This window comes from Desulfosoma sp. (assembly GCA_037481875.1).
Taxonomy (GTDB): domain Bacteria; phylum Desulfobacterota; class Syntrophobacteria; order Syntrophobacterales; family DSM-9756; genus Desulfosoma.
This window is the reverse complement of the sequence record JBBFKY010000002.1, coordinates 237,221-254,997: the sequence shown is the minus strand read 5'-3', so window position 1 is coordinate 254,997 and position 17,777 is coordinate 237,221. Positions and strand designations below refer to the sequence as shown.

Sequence of the window (17,777 nt, the reverse complement as noted above, 5' to 3'; positions counted from 1 at the left end):
ACCGCTCGATCCCAAAACAAGTGGGATTCACGGAGCGTTCTTCAATGGTATTACGCATACCGTATGTAAGGCGAAAAAATCAAGAGGTGTTTCACTTATAGGAACGCTCAAGGACAATAGTAAGCTGATAATGTGCCTGGAAAAAGTGTTGAAATCTAAGTGGAGGAGAATTCCTCGGCGTACTTTTTCAACTTGAGTTTTAAGGTGCGACGCGTGATTCCGAGCCGCCGAGCCGCTTCGCTCTTGTTCCCGCCCGTTTCTTCTAGAACCTGTTCAATCAGACGCCTTTCCATTTCCGCCAGCGTCATGGATGGAGCTGGGTCTTCGTCTTCATGGTCTCCTTGTCGTTGGGGCGTCAAAGGGACGGAGGCTGCTGTTCTTTGAAGGTGCAGGGGAAGTTCCGCCTCAGTGAGATACTCGCCTCGCAGCAAAATGACGGCTCGTTCCATAACGTTTTCCAGTTCACGCACATTTCCCGGCCAATCGTATCTAACGAGAAGGTCCATGGCGCGAGGTGTTATTCCTCGTACCGCTCTTTTGTTTTTGGAGGCAAAGGTTTTGATGAAATGTTCCACGAGAAGGGGGATATCTTCCTTGCGCTCACGAAGCGGTGGGACTTCCACCGCGACCACGTTGAGTCGGTAATAGAGATCCTCGCGAAAGGTGCCTTCTTGGGTCATGCGTTGTAAGTCCCTGTTGGTGGCTGCCAGAATGCGCACATCCACGGCAATGGTTTGGTCACTTCCCACCCTTTGAATATGGCCATCCTGAAGGACCCTAAGAAGCTTGGCCTGCATGGGCAGGGACAATTCCCCTACCTCGTCAAGAAAAATGGAGCCTCCATCGGCTTGCGCAAACCGCCCTCGACGGGGCTTGTCCGCTCCGGTAAAGGCTCCTTTGTCATGGCCGAAGAGTTCAGACTCCATAAGGTTTTCAGGAATGGCGGCGCAGTTGACTTCCACCAAAGGCCCGTGACTCCGCGGGCTGTTGGCGTGGATGGCTCGAGCCACCAGACCTTTTCCTGTGCCGCTTTCCCCGGTGATAAGCACGGTGGCTTCACTAGGGGCCACCAAAGCCAGCAGTTCCACAAGACGTTGCATGGCGGTGCTTTTTCCGATGATTTCCGGCAGACGCAATTTGGCCAGTTGCTCTCGTAGCTCCTCGTTTTCAGTGCGTAACTGCATGTGTTCTAAAGCTCGATTCAGGGTAAGGCGCAGAGCGTCAAAATCCAGGGGCTTGGTGAGATAATCGTAGGCGCCTGCCTTGAGGGCTTCCACAGCCGAGGGGACCGACGAAAAAGCGGTGAGCACGATCACCGGCAAAGCCGGGTTATAGTGATGGATACGTCGTGTGGCCTCGATACCGTCCATGTCGGGCATGCGCACATCCATGATCACGGCATCCAGAGGCTGCTCCTGCACTCTTTGAACGGCGGAAAGTCCTCCATCCGCCTCATGCACTCGATATCCCCAATCCTCAAGAAGTGTGGTGAGCATCAGCCGATGGGCCGGATCGTCATCCACGATGAGAATATGGGCGGGACTTTTGCCTTTCATGGCTCTCTTTCGTTTTCCTTTCCATGTGAGGGTGTTCGGTGCCGACATTCCAATTTCTTCAACCAACCGGTTGGTTTTCCCCTTCCTTCATAATTTTTGGGCTTGCCGCAAGGGAAGGTTTCGAAACCTTCTGAGGAAGGCGAATCACAAATCGGGTTCCTTGTTCCGTGGAAGGGTCCACCACAATTTCGCCGCCGTGGGCGTCTATGATCTTATGAACGATGGCCAAACCCAATCCCACACCTGTAGGTTTCGTGGTGAAATAGGGATCAAAGATATGCCCTACGACCTCCGCAGGAATTCCCGGTCCCGTATCCTCCACCTCCACTCGAAGAAACTCCTGATCCATGAAGGCGCGGACGGTGAGTTTTCCGCCTCGATCCATGGCTTGGACGGCATTGAGGTAGAGGTTTAGCAAAACTTGAGAAAAGCGGTCGGCGTCCACAACGACCATCAAATCGGGTGGGGATAGATCCACAGCCAGTTCCACCCCTGCATGAGCGGCATCTCTTTCCACGAGCTTTAGAGTGTGTTCAATGATGTCTTGAAGACAGACAGGATTAAGGTCCAATTCAGCAGGGCGGGCAAATTCCAGCAGTTCCGAAATGACTCGATTCAGCCGGTCCACTTCATGGGTCATGGTTCGCGCCACTTCCTGGGCTGAGGCATCATTGGACGCCTTGCGAGCAAGAATCGCCGCAAACCCTTTAATGGAGCTCAAGGGGTTACGAATTTCGTGGGCTACTCCCGAGGCAAGTTTCCCTAAGGCTGCCAAACGTTCATGCCGGCGAAGTTTTTCTTCCAGGTTTCGTACGGTGGTCATGTCTGAAAGCAAGAAGACAAAGCCCGCAGGACTTTTTTCGCTTTCCTGGATCGCCGTGGCGTGGACAAGCAGAGCTTTTCGCGACTTTCGCCCCGTTTCGCAAAGGATATTGTCTTCAACGGGGTCTTCCCCCCGTTCCAGGCGGCTCCTCAGGTTTTCCAATCCTGGAAAATCCTTTAAGCTGCCGCCTGGCTTCACAAGAGGACCCAGCAGGGATGCGGCGGCCGGATTGATTTGGCGGATGATACCGTGCGAATCCGTGGCGACAAGACCCACGGGCATGCGAGAAAAGATGGCCTGGGTCATGACTTCCATGGTTCTTAGGGATCGACGAGCCAGCCGATAGCCGTGAGCCCAAAAGAGGGCGACCAAGCCGGTGGCGCCCAGAGCAAACAGGGAGGCTAGAAGAACCACGTGATGAAAGATGTCCTGGCGGACGGCTTCTTTCAAAGGCGTGGCATCCAAGCCTACCACGAGCCGCAAGGGTCCGGCTTGAGCGAAGGGATCCTGTCCTTGACCCATCTGACCTCGAGCCTTTCCATGACCTTGTCTTGCTCCTTCTCCTGTACAGGGTCCTCGCGGACTCGTGGCACAGCGCGCCCAGGGTTGATAAGCGCGAACCACTTCAAAGACCTTTTTCCCTTGAAAATCGGTATAGGCATGCCCGGAAAGCGCCGCTTGATGTGTCGGAGGAATTTCCTGCCCTGTTTCTTCAGCATGGCTCGAAGCCATGACGCGTCCTGATTGATCCACAAGGCGAAGGTAAAGGACGGATGGTTCTTGTGCCATTTGTTCCATGAGCATCTGCACGTGGTGCCGTCCCCATCCCATGCGGCCCATCATGCCGGTTCGAGTTCCGGCTTCAAGGGATTCCATGAGCGTATGAGCTTGAGCGGAAAGGGCAGCTTCCATGAAGCGCCGTTCCCGATCCGCATTTCTAAAAGCCACCACGCTGAGGATAACGGCTAAAAGACCTACCGCCCCAAGAATCAGCCACGGCGAAAACCACGGACCATCCACGGCAGGGCCAGGTTTCAGAGGAAAGAGTGAAGGACGTTTCGCCATAAGACTGCATCTCGCCAAAAGTCAAAGCTTGCAAAGGCATCGACCGCCGACATATCAGCCCTTGTCGTTAGAAAGCATCATATCAAAAACCGCGCCAGAAAAAGAGGTTTTATCCAGCGCATTTTTCCCCCTGAAGGCGTATCATAGGTTTGAGTGGAGGAACCCGGCCCCTTCGCCAAGAGGTCCTGGGTGCTTTTCTAAGCAACGTGCCTCCGTTGAATACTTAATTCCCAGCGAATACCGAATAAACACTCCTGTAAAGCAAAAAGTTCTGAGGCACCCTTAAGGACCGCAAAGAACCGATCCACGAGAAAGCATGGGGGCCGCTGGTGCTGTGTCCTGGCGTTCCAACGGCTTCCTCCAGTTCATGGATCATTTGGATCCAGGAATGCCACGCATGGATTCAAATTATCCAGTCTCTGGGCGTGGGGATCGAGAAGGATCGGCCAGGTCCGCACGGCTTTGATTTTTTCCTTGAGTTCTTGGAATGTCTTGCCGAATAAAAGACTGAGGAGTTGGTGGACTTTCCCCAGATGATGACTCTTGCCCAAGGTAACCCAAATGACCGAGAAGGGAAGAAGCACGAAACCTGTCAACGGATCTTTTCGTGACGAAGTACGCAAGGTGATTCGAACCCTGGAAGCCCTTCCCTCAGCCCCCGCTGTGGCTTCCAACATCCTCAATGCCCTGACCCAAGCCCGGCCTGACATGGAGCGCGTGGTCAAGCTTCTGGAAACGGACCAGGGACTGGCCATGAAGCTTCTTCGCCTTGTCAATTCCAGTTATTACGGCCTTTCAAAAAAGGTGGCCACTTTGCAAAGGGCCGTGGCCTTGCTCGGCGTGGAACAGCTTCGGTGCGTGCTGCTGAGCGTGACGGTTTCCGAATCCCTTATCAAGGAGTTGCGACGAAAAGCACGCAAGGATCAACAGGCTCTCTGGGAGCATTCGCTGGCTTGTGCCGTGTGTTGTGAGTTGTTTGCGGAAAAAGTTCTGCCAAAAAGAGCGTCGGAAGCCTTTGTCCTGGGACTTTTGCACGATGTGGGTAAGCTCCTTTTTGTGGAATGCGCCGCCGAAACTTATCAAGAAGTGGAAAAGGCGGCTCGTGAGCGGGGTGTCACCATGGCTGAGGCGGAACAGGATCTTTTAGGTGTCGATCATGCCACGGTGGCACGCTGGCTTGCGGAAAAGTGGGAACTTCCTCCCATCCTTACTTTTCCTTTATGGTGGCATCATCACAGCCCGGACGTCCTGTCCATGATGGATATTCCGGATCCTGAGATTCGAGATCTGAGCCTCTTGATCAATCTGTCGGACCATGTGGTGCACGAGCTCATGGCGGATGCGGTGGCTGTGGAACTCTTTCGAAACCCTGACCCGACGCTTCTGTCCCACTTCGGATTGAACCTTACGGACTGCCATGAAGTTAAAAGCCGCATCGCCAAGCGCTATAGTGCTCGAACCGCTCTGCTGGATTTTGAACAGGATGAAATCTCTTTTTATTTCCGTGCCTTACAGCGGGCCAATCAGCATCTGAGTCGAATGGCTTCCCAGGGTTTACGGCTGGAAAGCGCAGGTCGACGTGAAAGGGAACCAGAGGCTTTAGAAGACTTGGAGACGGTGCTTCCCGTTCTTGGGAACATCCCCACCATGGTGGAAGAGGCCGCGGGGCGAGTGGCCGAGGTTTTGGGTGTGGATCAAGGGGTGGTCTACGTCTGGGACGATTCAAGCCCCACGCTTCACGGGTGCTGGTGGAAAGCCGAGGATGCGCCCCGTTCTTTTACCTTGTCCAAGGAGGGAGGGAACGGCCGGGAAACGCTTAATAGTATGCCCTTTGAGATGCGTCAGCTCCTCGGTGGTTTTCGCAAACGCTACAGCTTCACGGCTGGTGGCGCCCTTATGGATCGCCGTGTGCAGTATCACCCTCCCTTTATCGCCGTGCCGATTGTTGTAGACGACACCGTCGTAGGAGAAGCCATTCTTCACGAAGAGTCTCTTCATTATGAGGAACCGGATGCGGCACGTCCTCTAAGTGTCTACGAAAAGCTGGGTCGCGTGCTGTCATCAGCGGTGCGCCAGATTCGGCTGGTGGAAAAGTCTCGGGACCTCAATGACAAGCTCTCCGCGGCCCTGGCTCAAGCCGGTCGTACCATGAAGGAGCTTCGAGAGGCCCAAGCGAGGTATCGAGATGAAAAAGAGCGTCTTGCCGTGACGCTCAAGAGCATAGCCGAGGCGGTCATTGCGACGGATACGGAGGGCCGCGTGGTTCTTTTCAACGAAGGAGCTTCCAAGCTGACAGGCTGGAACGAGGAGGAAGTCCTTGGAAAGTCGGCCGCAGACGTGCTGCGTCTGGTGCGCACCCCGACTGATGAACCTCTGCCAAATCCCGTTGGCTTGGTTGTGGCGAAAGGCGGCCCTGTGGAATACTCCAACGAGCTGGCTTTAAAGACTCGAGAAGGGTCGGTCAAGCCTGTGGCCATGTGTGCCGCCCCCATCATTGATGAAGAAGGTCGAACCTTGGGCGTGATCTTTGCCATTCGTGACTTGACCTATCAAAAGAAGATGGAAACGGAGGTGCTTCGAGCTCGTAAACTGGACTCCATTCGTATTCTGGCTGGAGGTATTGCCCATGATTTTAACAACATTATGATGGGCATCTTAGGAAACCTTAACCTGGCCCGCATGTACCTGAACGATCCCGAAAAGCTTGAGTCTCGGCTTTCGGAAGCGGAAAAGGGTGTTCATCGTGCCAAAGAACTGACCCAGCAATTGTTGAGACTAGGTAAGGGCGGAGCGCCGATCAAAAAGACGACGGCCATATCGGATCTTCTTCGAGAGGGGGCAGATTTTGTGCTTTCAGGGTCCAACGTAAGGGTTCATTTTGATCTTCCTAAAGATTTACGCCCTGTGGATGTGGATGTGGCCCAAATGCATCAGGTGATCAGCAATCTGCTTATCAACGCCAAGCAAGCCATGCCCAATGGAGGAACGGTGTGGATTTCGGCGGAGAATTGCGAAGTGAATGAGGAGACGGGTTTACCTTTACCTAGTGGCTCCTATGTGCATATCGCCTTTCGTGATGAAGGAGTTGGGATAAAAGCGGAATACCTGGATCGCATTTTCGATCCTTACTTTACCACTAAAGACCGCACCGCCGAAAAAGGGACAGGGCTCGGCCTTGCCATTGTCTATTCGGTGATGAAACGTCATGGAGGGTGCGTGACGGTGGAGTCCCAGGAAGGAAAAGGAACGGTTTTTCACCTGTACCTTCCTGCAGCGGATGCGGTGCCGCCCTCGGTTTCTGCAGAAGCCGAGGCGATCCAGACGGGTCGAGGCCGCATTTTGGTCATGGACGACGAGGAATCTGTGCGAAACATTGTTCGAGAAATGTTGACGCATCTTGGCTACGAGGCGGACATGGCCAAGGATGGTCGGGAAGCCATAGAAAAATACGAAGCGGCCCTTATGCAGGAGAGACCCTTTGCGGCCGCTATTTTGGATTTGACCGTTCGAGGGGGAATGGGTGCCAAAGAAACGATGGAACGAATTCTCGCCCTGGACCCTTCGGCTAAGGTCATTGTTTCCAGCGGCTACGTTCAGGACGAGGTCGTGGACCGGTTTGCAGAATTCGGCTTCGCCGCGTTGATCACCAAACCGTTTACCATTCGCAAGCTCTCGGAAACCCTTCAAAGGGTGGTGCCCATGAAGGAAAGGCGCCGCTTTCAGAGAAAGAGAGTGAAACGCCCTGTGATGGTGGAAACGGAGGGTACCACTTTTCTGGCCAGCACCATGAACCTGAGTGAGGAAGGCATGCTCGTCGACTGTCATGTGCCCTTGAACCCGGAGGCGACGATCTCCCTAAACCTCAAAGCGGATCATGAAACCCAGCGGCGCTTCGTGGGACGCGTGGTGTGGTCCCGAGTCAATGCCACCAACGGTCACGGAGGCTCCTATCTGGTGGGCGTGCACTTCGAAAACACCTCTGAAGAAGACAAAGAATTCGTGCGCCACCTCATAGAACAGGAATCCTAAAAGCTTCATCGAAAGTCGAAACAGAAAGCTGTTTATTTGAAAATGCGGGTTTGGGCCCGCTTTTTGTGCGGTGGACGCCCTCGCGGGGATGAGGAAAGGCTCTATTTGAGTAACTTGCAAAGGGCTCCTAAGGCATGCCTGAACACCCTTCCCTGTGAAGGGCTGTTGAAAACTCAAGACATACACCAATCATCCCGTTTGTTTGTGCCGGGTCCAATAGGGATTGGAGAGATCTTCAAAGATGGTTAAGGCGGCTGCCGCCCCGGCTGCCGTCGCTGTCACAATTTGCCGGTAACCTCCTTCCACATCTCCTGCGGTGTAGATCCCGGCAATGATTGTGCGGTGTGACCCATCATGCTGCACAAACCCGTCGGGGGTGAGTGGAAGCCCGAGTTTTTGGGCCAGAGTGGTTTCCGCCACGTATCCTATGGCCACAAAGACCGCATCCGTTTCACGAGAAAAAGTCTCTCCGGTTTTATTATTCTTGAGAATAACGGATTTGACCAAGCGATCGCCCACGATCTCTTGCACTTCCGTGTTCCACAGCACCGGGATTTCGGACGTCTCGAGGGACTTCACCAAATGTTCTTGGGCTCGGAGGGCATCGCGACGGTGCACCAGAGTGACTTTCACCCCGATGTGATTCAGGTGCAAAGCTTCTGTGACAGCACTATTGCCGCCTCCGATCACCAAAGCCTTTTTGCCTCGGTACAAAGGACCATCGCAAGTGCTACAATAACTTACCCCTCGACCAGCCAGCCGTTCCTCTCCAGGGACTCCTAACCGCCGATAAGAGGCTCCTGTCGCCAGAAGCACTGCCCGAGCCCTAAATCGCCGCCGCGTGGTCAAAACTTCTATCTCCTCGTTAGGATGAACCTCCACGACCTCTTCATTGGGGAAGATCTTCACATATTCCAGAGCATGGGAGACCATGATATCCACGAGCGTTTTTCCGGGCACACGGCTTAATCCCGGATAGTTTTCGACCATGGGTGTGCTGGCCACTTGGCCTCCTAAATTCCCTCGCTCCACAACCACGGCTCGAAGTCCGCTTCGGACGGCATAAATGCCCGCTGTCAATCCGGCGGGACCTCCGCCCACAATGACAAGATCCGTTTGCACTTCTTCCGCATCGATGTCCGGAATGAAAATGGTCTGAGGTACCAGTTTCACTAAAGAAGCCATAAAAAGTTCTTCGGGCTGAGCTCCTTGAGCCGTGAGGGTTTCGTTGGCTATGACCTGGGGCACGCTGAAAGCTTCGTAAGCTCTCGCCAAATCAGGGTTGAATTCGATATCGACAATTTCCACGGAAACCTTTTCAGGCAACGCTACGGCGGCCTTGACCGCATTGATCGCCTGTTGGGGGCAATACGGGCAAGTGGCGCTGACAAATACCTTAATGTGGCGTTTTTCTGCCAGCTTGGAAAGGACTTTTTTCGACTGATCGCTCAAGCCATCGGAACGCGTTCCCATGTGGATGATGGTTTCCACCAGGGTACGACCTTCTTCGCCTAAAGGCAGTCCCAGATAGCGCACGTGATAGCGATCCGGGCAAAAAAGGAGTACGGGCGTGCGATCCACCTGAAAGGTTGCGGCTTCGGGGTCACCAAGGTCCTTGTGGAACATATGAACCTTACTGGACAAGTCCTTGAACATGGAAACAAAAGTTTTGACCGCTTCATCCATCTCCGCATGTCTCTTGTCCGAGAATACGAGAATGGTGACGTCGTAGGGTAGCTTGTCAAAGAGGTCCCTCAGATACCGAGCGACATCCTTAGGCAAGATTTCTTTACGGGCCATATCATCTCCCTCCCCTCCAAAGGACAAACCTTTCAAGTTCACAGGTCGTGAAGGCAATGATCATGTCAAAAGACCTCAAGCCGATGCCGCAGGGGAATCACAATCACCAGAGGGCATCAACGGTTCGTTCCGACCGCCGAAACTTGATCGAAGATAAAGTTCACTTAACAACAGAACACCTCTTATATGTTCTGAAACTTGAGATAGGACGAGCTACGGCTTTGCTTCTAAAAAACGGATCAATTCTGTAACGATCATTTACCCTATAGTCAGCTTTTCCTGTAGCAATAATGGCTAAACGGATCAAGGAATGTTTTCTTTTGACTCGCAAAGAAGTTGAATGCACAGTGGGAAAGGATTCAGTCGGAGAACTCAAAATGAGCCGCACCAGGCCGCACTGTTTCGAGGTAGGGGCGAGGCGCCACCTGGTCCGTACGTCTGAAAGCGCTTGTTTTCCCGAGAGCGTGTTCTTTTCAGCCCACCATGATCGGTGCGGGGGCATGTGCTTCAGGGAAAAGACACAGTTTTAGGCTTGGAGAGGGCGAGGCGCCGCCTCGCCCCTATACAGCGGCATGAAGTGCCCATGATGGCGGGGATGGTGAGAGGGCTAGAGTGTCACGACCTTTTGGTTTTGGTGTTCGGACTTTCTGAAGGTTCATGAGACTTGGACTGAAACGCGCCGTTGAGCAACGCGGGCTTTCTTTGCGAGGGGTTCTAAGCCTCTGTGGGTAAAATCTACCTTAAGTTGACTATTACGGCTTTTTTTTGGGGGGGGACCTTCATTGCCGGCAGATGGATCGCCCAGGAGGTGCCGCCCTTTTCGGCGGCTTTTCTTCGCTTTCTCTGGGCCTCTATATTTCTTTTTGGTTTTCTTAGGACCCGTGGCACTTTGGTCTCTGTGCCCCGAAAACACTGGCCGGTCTTCCTGGTTTTGGGGCTCACGGGCATTTTTGCCTACAATGCCTTTTTCTTTTCAGGGCTTAAGCTGATCCCCGCAAGCCGCGCTTCGTTGATCATTGCTTGTAATCCGGCCATGATTGCGCTTTTTTCGGCCGTTTTGTTTAAAGAGCGGCTGGGGCCGGTTCGAGCCGGAGGGGTCGCTCTTTCGGTGCTTGGAGCCTTCACGGTCATTTCCAGGGGCGATCCTGTGGCTGTATGGAATGTTGGCATTGGTCTAGGGGATCTCTTGATTCTAGGATGCGTAGCGAGCTGGGTTGCTTATTCGCTGGTGGGCAAAACGGTCATGAAGGGGGTTTCTCCGGAAATCGCCGTGGCCTATTCCTGCCTGATGGGAACCGTGCTTTTGGCGATTCCGGCAGGGGCTGAACGGGTTTGGTCGCACCTTTTCACCTACAGTCTTTCCTCCTGGATCGGCTTGTTTTACCTGGGTTTTTTCGGATCCTTTTTGGGATTCCGTTGGTACTACGAAGGCATTCAAGCCATTGGAGCGGCCAGAGCGGGGGTTTTCATTAACCTGGTGCCATTGAGTGCGGTCTTGATGGCCGTGCTTTTTCTCGGGGAACGCCTTGAAGCCTCCCTGCTTTTGGGTGCCTCGATGATCTGTCTGGGCGTCACCCTTACCAACCGTTCATGAGGAACTCGCGACGGCGCGTTCCTCAACCTGCTTTCGGTAGGCTTTCTAGGGGACAATCCTGGAACGAACTTTCCTCAGAAAGCCCGCGATCCTGAAGGCATTCCAAACCTTTGAAAAAATGTTGCTACCCCCTTTCTTTTGCGATTCGCTTGGTCAAAAATGAAAAGAAGATCTTTAGCACGACCGTCTCCTTTTCCTGTCGTGGTTGCCGTTTGCCCAAAAAGGCTGATGGATAGGAGGCACCGATGCACGACGATGTTTCTTTTTCAGAAAAACACATTCTGGTCGTGGACGATGATCCCCATGTTCTCGAGATCATGGGCGAAGTTCTTCGCAGTGAAGGCTGCTGTCCTGTGCTGGCCTCAAATCCCCTAGAAGCTTTGAGCCGGCTCGCATCTCAATATTGTTCTATGGCCTTTCTCGACATAGAGCTTCCCGGCATGAGCGGTCTTGATCTCACCGCACGTCTTAAAGCTCAGGACCCTCACATGGACGTGGTCATCATGACAGGCTACGGAACCCTGGAAAATGCTGTTCAGGCCATCAAGATGGGAGTTGTGGATTTTATTCGAAAGCCTTTCAGTATCGAAGATGTCATCATGTGTATTCGAAGACATCGGGAAAGAGAGGCTTTCCGGGAACGGATTCACCGCGCTGAGCAGCGCTACGCAAACCTCGTCCAGCATGCGCCCATGATGATCTTTTCCCTGAGAAAGGATTTTGGCCTCGGCTTTATCAATCGAGCCTGTCGCACGGTTTTGGGGTTTGATCCGGCCGAAGTGGTGGATCGAGAAGGATGGTTGCTGGAACGGGTCGTGGAGGAAGATAGAGCTCGATTGACAGAACATGTCCAAGGAGTTTTTGATGGCCAGAAAGAGTCCGGTTTTTTGGAATGCCGACTGAGACACCGTGAGGGTCATGTGCTTCATTGCCTTCTAAAAACCTTTGTCCCTGAGAACACCCCTAAGGTCGAACGGGCTAAGCAATTGGAAGGCATAGCGGTGGACATCACAGATCGAGTGCTTTTGGAAAAAGCTCTCGTTCAAAAAGAAAAACTTAAAACTTTAGGGGCCGTGGCGGCAGAAGTGGCCCATGAGATTCGAAACCCTTTGGTGGCCATCGGCGGCTTTGCGCGCCGTTTACTAGTGCGTTATCCTGAAGCTTCTGAAGCGGCCATTATTTTGGATGAATGCCGAAGGCTGGAAAGGATCTTGGACCGCATTCGAAACTACCTGTCACCGGTAGAGACCTCTCTTGGCAAACATTCCCTGGAAGAGATCCTTCTTCGCTGTAAGGAACTCATGGGCCTGGAACTGGAAAGAAGGGGCATGCGGTGTCGACTGGACTTGGAACCTGGATTGGAACCCTTACCCGTGGATGCCAACGCTCTTCTCCAGGTTTTTATCAACCTGGTGCGAAACGCCATTCAAGCCATGCAGAAAGGTGACGAACTCACGGTTCGGGCCTACGGCAGTGCCCAGCATGTGCTCATTCGTTTCCAGAACCCATGCCGCAAGTCTCTTCCCGCCCATCCAGACGCTCTATTTCTTCCCTTTGACGAGGGCGGGCAAACCATCGGTTTGCCTCTCTGTTACCGCTTGATTCGCTCCATGGGAGGAGTCCTCAATTTTTCCTGGGAAGAACCTTACGCCGTCTTTACCATTTCTTTACCAAGGTTTCAGGAGCATGAATTCGAAGAGCATCAAGAAAAGGCTTCCAGCGCAGCCGAAGCGGCGAAACTTCCTTAAAAGCTCGTGTGTTAATACTCCCAAAGGACTTCCCAGCCGATTTTCATCATCGCGGAAACCAAGCAGTAAGCTACATCGATAATCTTGATTCGTCGACTCTGATCCACCGAGTGCGTGTTGAGATCGCCGAAGCGCTTGTGAACCGGTTTTCCTTCGCAATCGTTGGCCTCCAGTCCGCCCAAAATGGGCGGGACGAAGAGGCTTCCAGGAAAACAAAGGGCCTCGGACGTAAGGGCACGGCGCACCGTGCCCTTACGGATTTGCCTGGAGTGGCTCGTTCTCAATTCTCGGACAAGTTCGTATGCTAACGTGAGTCTTCAAGATAGAAAGCTCGACCGCTGAGGTCATTCCGGTTTTTTTCTCAAACGGGTCTCAGACATTCTCCAGATGAATTCAACGGCTTGTTATGAATAATCCCTATTGTCACTCCGCTTCTAAGCTTCCCTCGTGGTAAAGCGCCTTTGCAAGACTAGACGGCTGGGTCAGTCGTAAGAGATGGCGCTGATCTGCATGAGTTGTTCGAAGGAGTGGAGCGCTTCGATACGGCGGACCGTTCCTGTTTTGCCGCGCATCACCAGGGAGTAGGTGACAGCTCCTCGACCCGTGAAACGGACTCCGGGAAGAAAATCCCCTCCACTGATTCCTGTGGCGGCAAAAAACACATCATCACTTCGAATGAGATCATGGGTGCTGAGCACCCGCTGCAAATCATAGCCGGCTTTCAACAAGGCTTCTTTTTCAGCAGCAGACTGGGGATCCAGACGGCCCAGCATTTCGCCGCCCACAACCTTGATGGCGGCAGCGGCCAGCACACCTTCCGGAGTTCCTCCGGTGCCCATCATGACATCCACGGAACTGTCCGGCAGTACGGCCATAAGGGCTCCCGCCACATCCCCGTCGGTGTGAAGCTGGATGCGAGCTCCGGCTTTTCGAATATGCGCGATGAGTTCCCTGTGGCGCGGTTTGTCTAGGACAAAGACCGTAAGGTCGTCCACATCTTTTCCTAAAGCCCTGGCAATGTTTTTCAGATTGTCTTCGGGTGAAGCATCCAGGTCGATGGCGTCACGAGCCGGAGCGGGCACGGCCAGTTTATTCATGTAAAAGGCAGGACCTGGGTTGTACATGGAACCCCGGGGGGCCATGGCCACGACCGATATGGCGTTGGGACGTCCTTGGGCCAAAAGGCGTGTGCCTTCAACGGGATCTACGGCCACGTCCACCTTCGGACCTCGGCCCGTCCCTAATTTCTCGCCGTTGTAGAGCATCGGCGCCTTGTCTTTTTCCCCTTCCCCGATGACCACAATGCCGTCGATATCCACCGCATTGAAGCTTAACCTCATGGCGTCTACCGCCGCTTTGTCACCGGCCTTGCCATCTCCGCGGCCGAGCCATCGAGCCGCCGCCAAGGCGGCGGCCTCTGTGACGCGAACCAAGTCAAGTCCCAAGTTCCTTTCAGGTGCTTCCGTCTGCATCGTCGGCTCCTTATCCACGCGTCTCTTTTTGGACAGTCTTGTCGATCCCTTCCATCAGCGGCATGCCCTTTAACAAACCATGGTTTTCCGCACCTGCAAGATCGATGGCTTCGGCGGGACATTCAGCAACACATAAACCGCATCCGCGGCATGCTCCCGGATCCACCCGCACCCCCCCCACAGCCGGCACCTGCACAGCCTGGGCGGGGCACACTGCAGCGCAACTCAGACATCGGGAACAACGGCCTGAGTCGATCGTCGCAATGAAGGCAGGACGTCGCACCACGCCTTCCCGATAAACGGCCAGCATCTTGGCAGCAGCCGCATCGCCTTGGACCAAGGCCTCCGCAAGGGTTTTCGGGGCATGACACTGGCCCGCGATAAAGATGCCTTCCACGGAAGTTTCCACCGGGGCCAGTTTCACGTGTCGTTCCATGAAAAACCCCTCGGCGGTCAGGGGCACTCGAAGAATGGAGGCTATGTGCTGATTTTCAAAAGCCGGCACCGTGGCTGTGCTTAGAACCAGAAGGTCTGCTCGTTCGTGAAAGGATCTTCCGCTGTCGGGATCGTTCCAATGAAGGTCCACCGTGGAACGGCGGCCGAATCGTGTCGGTACCACATGCGGCGGCTGTTTTTCGTCATAACGCAGGAACCGAATACCCTCGCGACGGGCCTTTTGGTAAATGAGTTCTGCAAGGCCGTAGGTACGCATATCTCGATGAAGCACGGTGATGGTGAGATGTGGAAACCGGGCGCGAAGTTCCAAAGCATGGGACACGGCCTGCTGGCAGCAGGATCGACTGCAATAGGGGCGCTCATCGTTGCGAGATCCCACGCACTGGATCATGACCACTCGACGAGCGTTGCGCAGATCCAGGCTCCCTTGCCCTAAAGCTTCGGCCAGTTCCTCTTGTGTGATCACCTGCGGCACCGTGCCGTATGAAAAGAGATTTCCCGGCTTCCAGACCTGAGCTCCCACGGCGATGAGAATGGTTCCAAAGATTTCGAGCACACGTTCTTCAACGACTTCGGTTCCCGGCACCTTGCGATGCAGTTCCACTTGAAACCGTCCCAGGCTTCCTCGGCATTCCACAAGGCTTGTATTCATCAAGACGCGAATTCGAGACTGTGTTCGAATGCGGCTCAAAAAATGTCGGTACAATCGATCCACATTGACATGGGGTTTTTCAAAAGAAGCCTGAGAAAGACGGCCGCCGAACGTGTTTCCCGATTCCACTACCAGAACATGGATTCCGTTGTCCGCCAGGCGCAGCGCAGCCGTCAGTGCCGCGGCGCTGCTTCCCAGAACCAGGGCTGAAGGAGCCACGGGGATTTCTATAACCCGTGCCGGCTGCGCCGCCCGCACCTGGGCTACGGCCGCTGCAAGGAGAACCTTGGCTTTGTGCAGGGCCTTTTCAGGCTCGTCCTTGTGCACCCAGGAACCTTGTTCTCGAATGTTCACCATGCGCACATAACCTGGAGGAAGTCCGGCTTTTGCCAAAACGTCTTGAAACACGGGAAGATGACTTCGAGGAGAACAGGCGGCCACCACGACTCGATTCAGTTTCTTCTCTTGAAGGATCCTGGCCATGCGTGCGGTCGCGTCGGTGGAACAGGAAAAGAGGTTCTCGGCCACGTGAGCCACACAAGGAAGCTGTTTCGCCCATTGAGCAAGCTGTTTTGTGTCGATAACGCCGGCGATGTTCGTTCCGCATCGACACACAAAAACACCGACACGAACAGAGGTGTTCACGTCCGCATAAGTGTTTGTTTCAGGAAATGCGCCGAGATATCTGGACGCTTCAGTCAAGTCCTGGGAAGGAGATGGCGATGAGGATAAAAAGCTCTGACAAGGGCGCCCGGCGGTAATCATGCCCGATGACAAACGGGCGCTGGCCGCCACGGCCGCCGCGTAGGCTTCCTGGACCGTGGAGGGAATACTCTTAGGGCCCATGAAGGTGCCACACGCATAGACACCGTCCAAGGACGTGTGCACCGTGTGGTGTTCTTTGATGCGAACAAAGTTGTGGGGATCCATGTGGAGTCCCAAAGCCTTGGCGATCCCAACGGCTTCTCGTGAAGGCCGCATGCCCATGGCCAAAACGACGAGATCAGCTTCCGCATGCCAGACAAGGCCGCCGTGCGAAGCCCATACCTCGACCCCGGTATCTTTGGTTTTCGGTAAAATACGGGCCACTTTGCCGTGGACAAGACGCACCTTTTCCAAGGCCTGAACCCTTCGAAAAAAGGGTTCGCAGTCCCTTCCATGGGCCCTGACGTCCATGGCACAGAGGGTAATGCGTTCCACATGAGGAAAAGAAGCGGCCACGTAGATCTGCTTTAAAGCGGCGGCGCAACAATAATGTGAACAATAGGGCACACCATAGGAAGGATCCCTGGATCCAACACACTGAGCAAAAACGATATGCCGTGGCGGATGTGGAAGCCCTGATGGGTGAAGGACACCTCGAGTGGGTCCGGTGGCGCTCAGGTATCTTTCCAGTTCCAGGTTGGTCAAAACATGAGGGCTGTCAAGCCAATACGGTTCTTGAAGGTCTTCGCGGTCCAAAAGATCAAAACCCGAAGCGAGGATGAGAGCGCCCGCGTCAATTTCCATGGCCTCAGGTTGGTCTTGAAAATGAATGGCTCCTGTGGGACACACATCGGCGCATCGTGAACAGGTTTCCCCCTGAAAATGCAAGCATGTTGCCGTATCGATGGCCGGGACTGCGGGATAGGCCTGCGGGTAAAGGATTCGAATGGCTTTGGTCATGCCAAGGTTCAGATTGTAAGGGTCCGGTCTTTCCACAGGACAGGCTCGCTGGCAGCTGCCGCAGCCGATACATTTCGAAGCGTCCACGTAGGTGGGTTCACGGGTTACCGAACACACGAAAGACCCGGCACATCCTTCCACTCGATCCAATCGTGCTCGGACCAGCACCCGAATCTTCGGGTGACGGCCGACGGCGAGCAGACGTGGGGACAGAATGCACAAGGAACAGTCAAGGGTCGGGTACGTCTTGTCCAGCTGCGCCATATGCCCGCCCAAGGCCAGATCTCTTTCCAAAAGGACCACGTCATGGCCTAAATCGGCAGCCTGCAATGCGGCATGAAGCCCGGCCACGCCCCCTCCCACAACCACGATGGTCTGGTAAGGTGCCTTCCCCGAGCGTTCGTGTCGCCACGACGTGCTACCCATGCCGTTCCCTCAGAACGTTTTGAATCAAGGTGTCCATGTCTTCCGTGTCCTGCTCTGACAGGTTCAACACCCTTTGAATGGCGGCACAACGCAAAGCCGCCAGATGAGATTCCAACGCCGAAAGGCGTTCCACCTTTGAAGCGCTCATGAAACCTTCCTGCACGGAAAGATGCGCCAATGTGGCGTTGATATCCGCAAATCGCACTCCCTGCGGACAATAAAAAGAACAGCGATGGCATCGAAGGCACAGCCATATCTTGGAAGAACTCAGGACAAGCGTGCGCAGACCCAATAGAATCCATTGAATGATTTGTGCGGGACTGAACCCTTCGTCCACGGCACTGACCGGGCAGCAGCCCGTGCATGTACCGCACTGATAACACAGGGACAAGGTCTCGCCGCCTGGAGCCGCCATAATCTCTTCGGCAAAACCAGAATCGCCGGTCAAGAGTTCCGCCTTCCCCATTTTCTTTTTCTCAATCGCTTCCATG

At 54.2% G+C, this 17,777-nt stretch carries 10 protein-coding genes; 3 read left to right on the top strand and 7 right to left on the bottom strand.

The features are described 5' to 3' along the window. Positions 1 to 155: 155 nt before the first annotated feature. Both WHS46_03935 and WHS46_03930 read right to left on the bottom strand, forming a co-directional pair. A complete protein-coding gene (locus WHS46_03935; protein ID MEJ5347823.1) occupies positions 156 to 1,556 on the bottom strand; it encodes a sigma-54 dependent transcriptional regulator in 1,401 nt (466 codons plus the stop codon). A gap of 58 nt (positions 1,557 to 1,614) precedes the next feature. Continuing rightward, a complete protein-coding gene (locus WHS46_03930) occupies positions 1,615 to 3,444 on the bottom strand; it encodes an ATP-binding protein (GenBank protein MEJ5347822.1) in 1,830 nt (609 codons plus the stop codon). A 561-nt stretch (positions 3,445 to 4,005) separates the two neighbouring features. Between WHS46_03930 and WHS46_03925 the strand changes: the two genes are divergently transcribed. Then, positions 4,006 to 7,473 (top strand): HDOD domain-containing protein, encoded by a 3,468-nt coding sequence (locus tag WHS46_03925; protein MEJ5347821.1) that lies wholly within the window; start codon positions 4,006 to 4,008, stop codon positions 7,471 to 7,473. Between the two features lie 189 nt (positions 7,474 to 7,662). Here WHS46_03925 and WHS46_03920 read toward each other — a convergent pair whose 3' ends face one another. Then, complete coding sequence (locus tag WHS46_03920; GenBank protein ID MEJ5347820.1) at positions 7,663 to 9,273, bottom strand: FAD-dependent oxidoreductase; 1,611 nt, start codon at positions 9,271 to 9,273, stop codon at positions 7,663 to 7,665. A gap of 724 nt (positions 9,274 to 9,997) precedes the next feature. On the opposite strand from WHS46_03920, the gene WHS46_03915 reads away from it, so the two are divergent. Further along, positions 9,998 to 10,867: a DMT family transporter gene (locus tag WHS46_03915; protein MEJ5347819.1), complete on the top strand. Its 870-nt coding sequence runs from the start codon at positions 9,998 to 10,000 to the stop codon at positions 10,865 to 10,867. A 245-nt stretch (positions 10,868 to 11,112) separates the two neighbouring features. After that, positions 11,113 to 12,615 carry a response regulator gene (locus tag WHS46_03910; protein ID MEJ5347818.1) on the top strand — a complete coding sequence of 501 codons (1,503 nt, stop codon included), beginning with the start codon at positions 11,113 to 11,115 and terminating at the stop codon, positions 12,613 to 12,615. 11 nt (positions 12,616 to 12,626) lie between these two features. Here WHS46_03910 and WHS46_03905 read toward each other — a convergent pair whose 3' ends face one another. The 4 genes from WHS46_03905 to WHS46_03890 form a co-directional block, all read right to left on the bottom strand. Next, positions 12,627 to 12,860, bottom strand: a complete 234-nt coding sequence (locus WHS46_03905) for a hypothetical protein (protein ID MEJ5347817.1) — start codon at positions 12,858 to 12,860, stop codon at positions 12,627 to 12,629. Positions 12,861 to 13,097: 237 nt separating this feature from the next. Continuing rightward, complete coding sequence (gene glpX, locus WHS46_03900) at positions 13,098 to 14,087, bottom strand: class II fructose-bisphosphatase (GenBank protein ID MEJ5347816.1); 990 nt, start codon at positions 14,085 to 14,087, stop codon at positions 13,098 to 13,100. 10 nt (positions 14,088 to 14,097) lie between these two features. Next, positions 14,098 to 17,286, bottom strand: coding sequence for an FAD-dependent oxidoreductase (locus tag WHS46_03895; protein MEJ5347815.1), 3,189 nt, complete (start codon positions 17,284 to 17,286; stop codon positions 14,098 to 14,100). Further along, complete coding sequence (locus WHS46_03890; GenBank protein MEJ5347814.1) at positions 17,279 to 17,776, bottom strand: 4Fe-4S dicluster domain-containing protein; 498 nt, start codon at positions 17,774 to 17,776, stop codon at positions 17,279 to 17,281. The genes WHS46_03895 and WHS46_03890 overlap by 8 nt, the downstream gene beginning before the upstream one ends. Position 17,777: the final 1 nt, after the last annotated feature.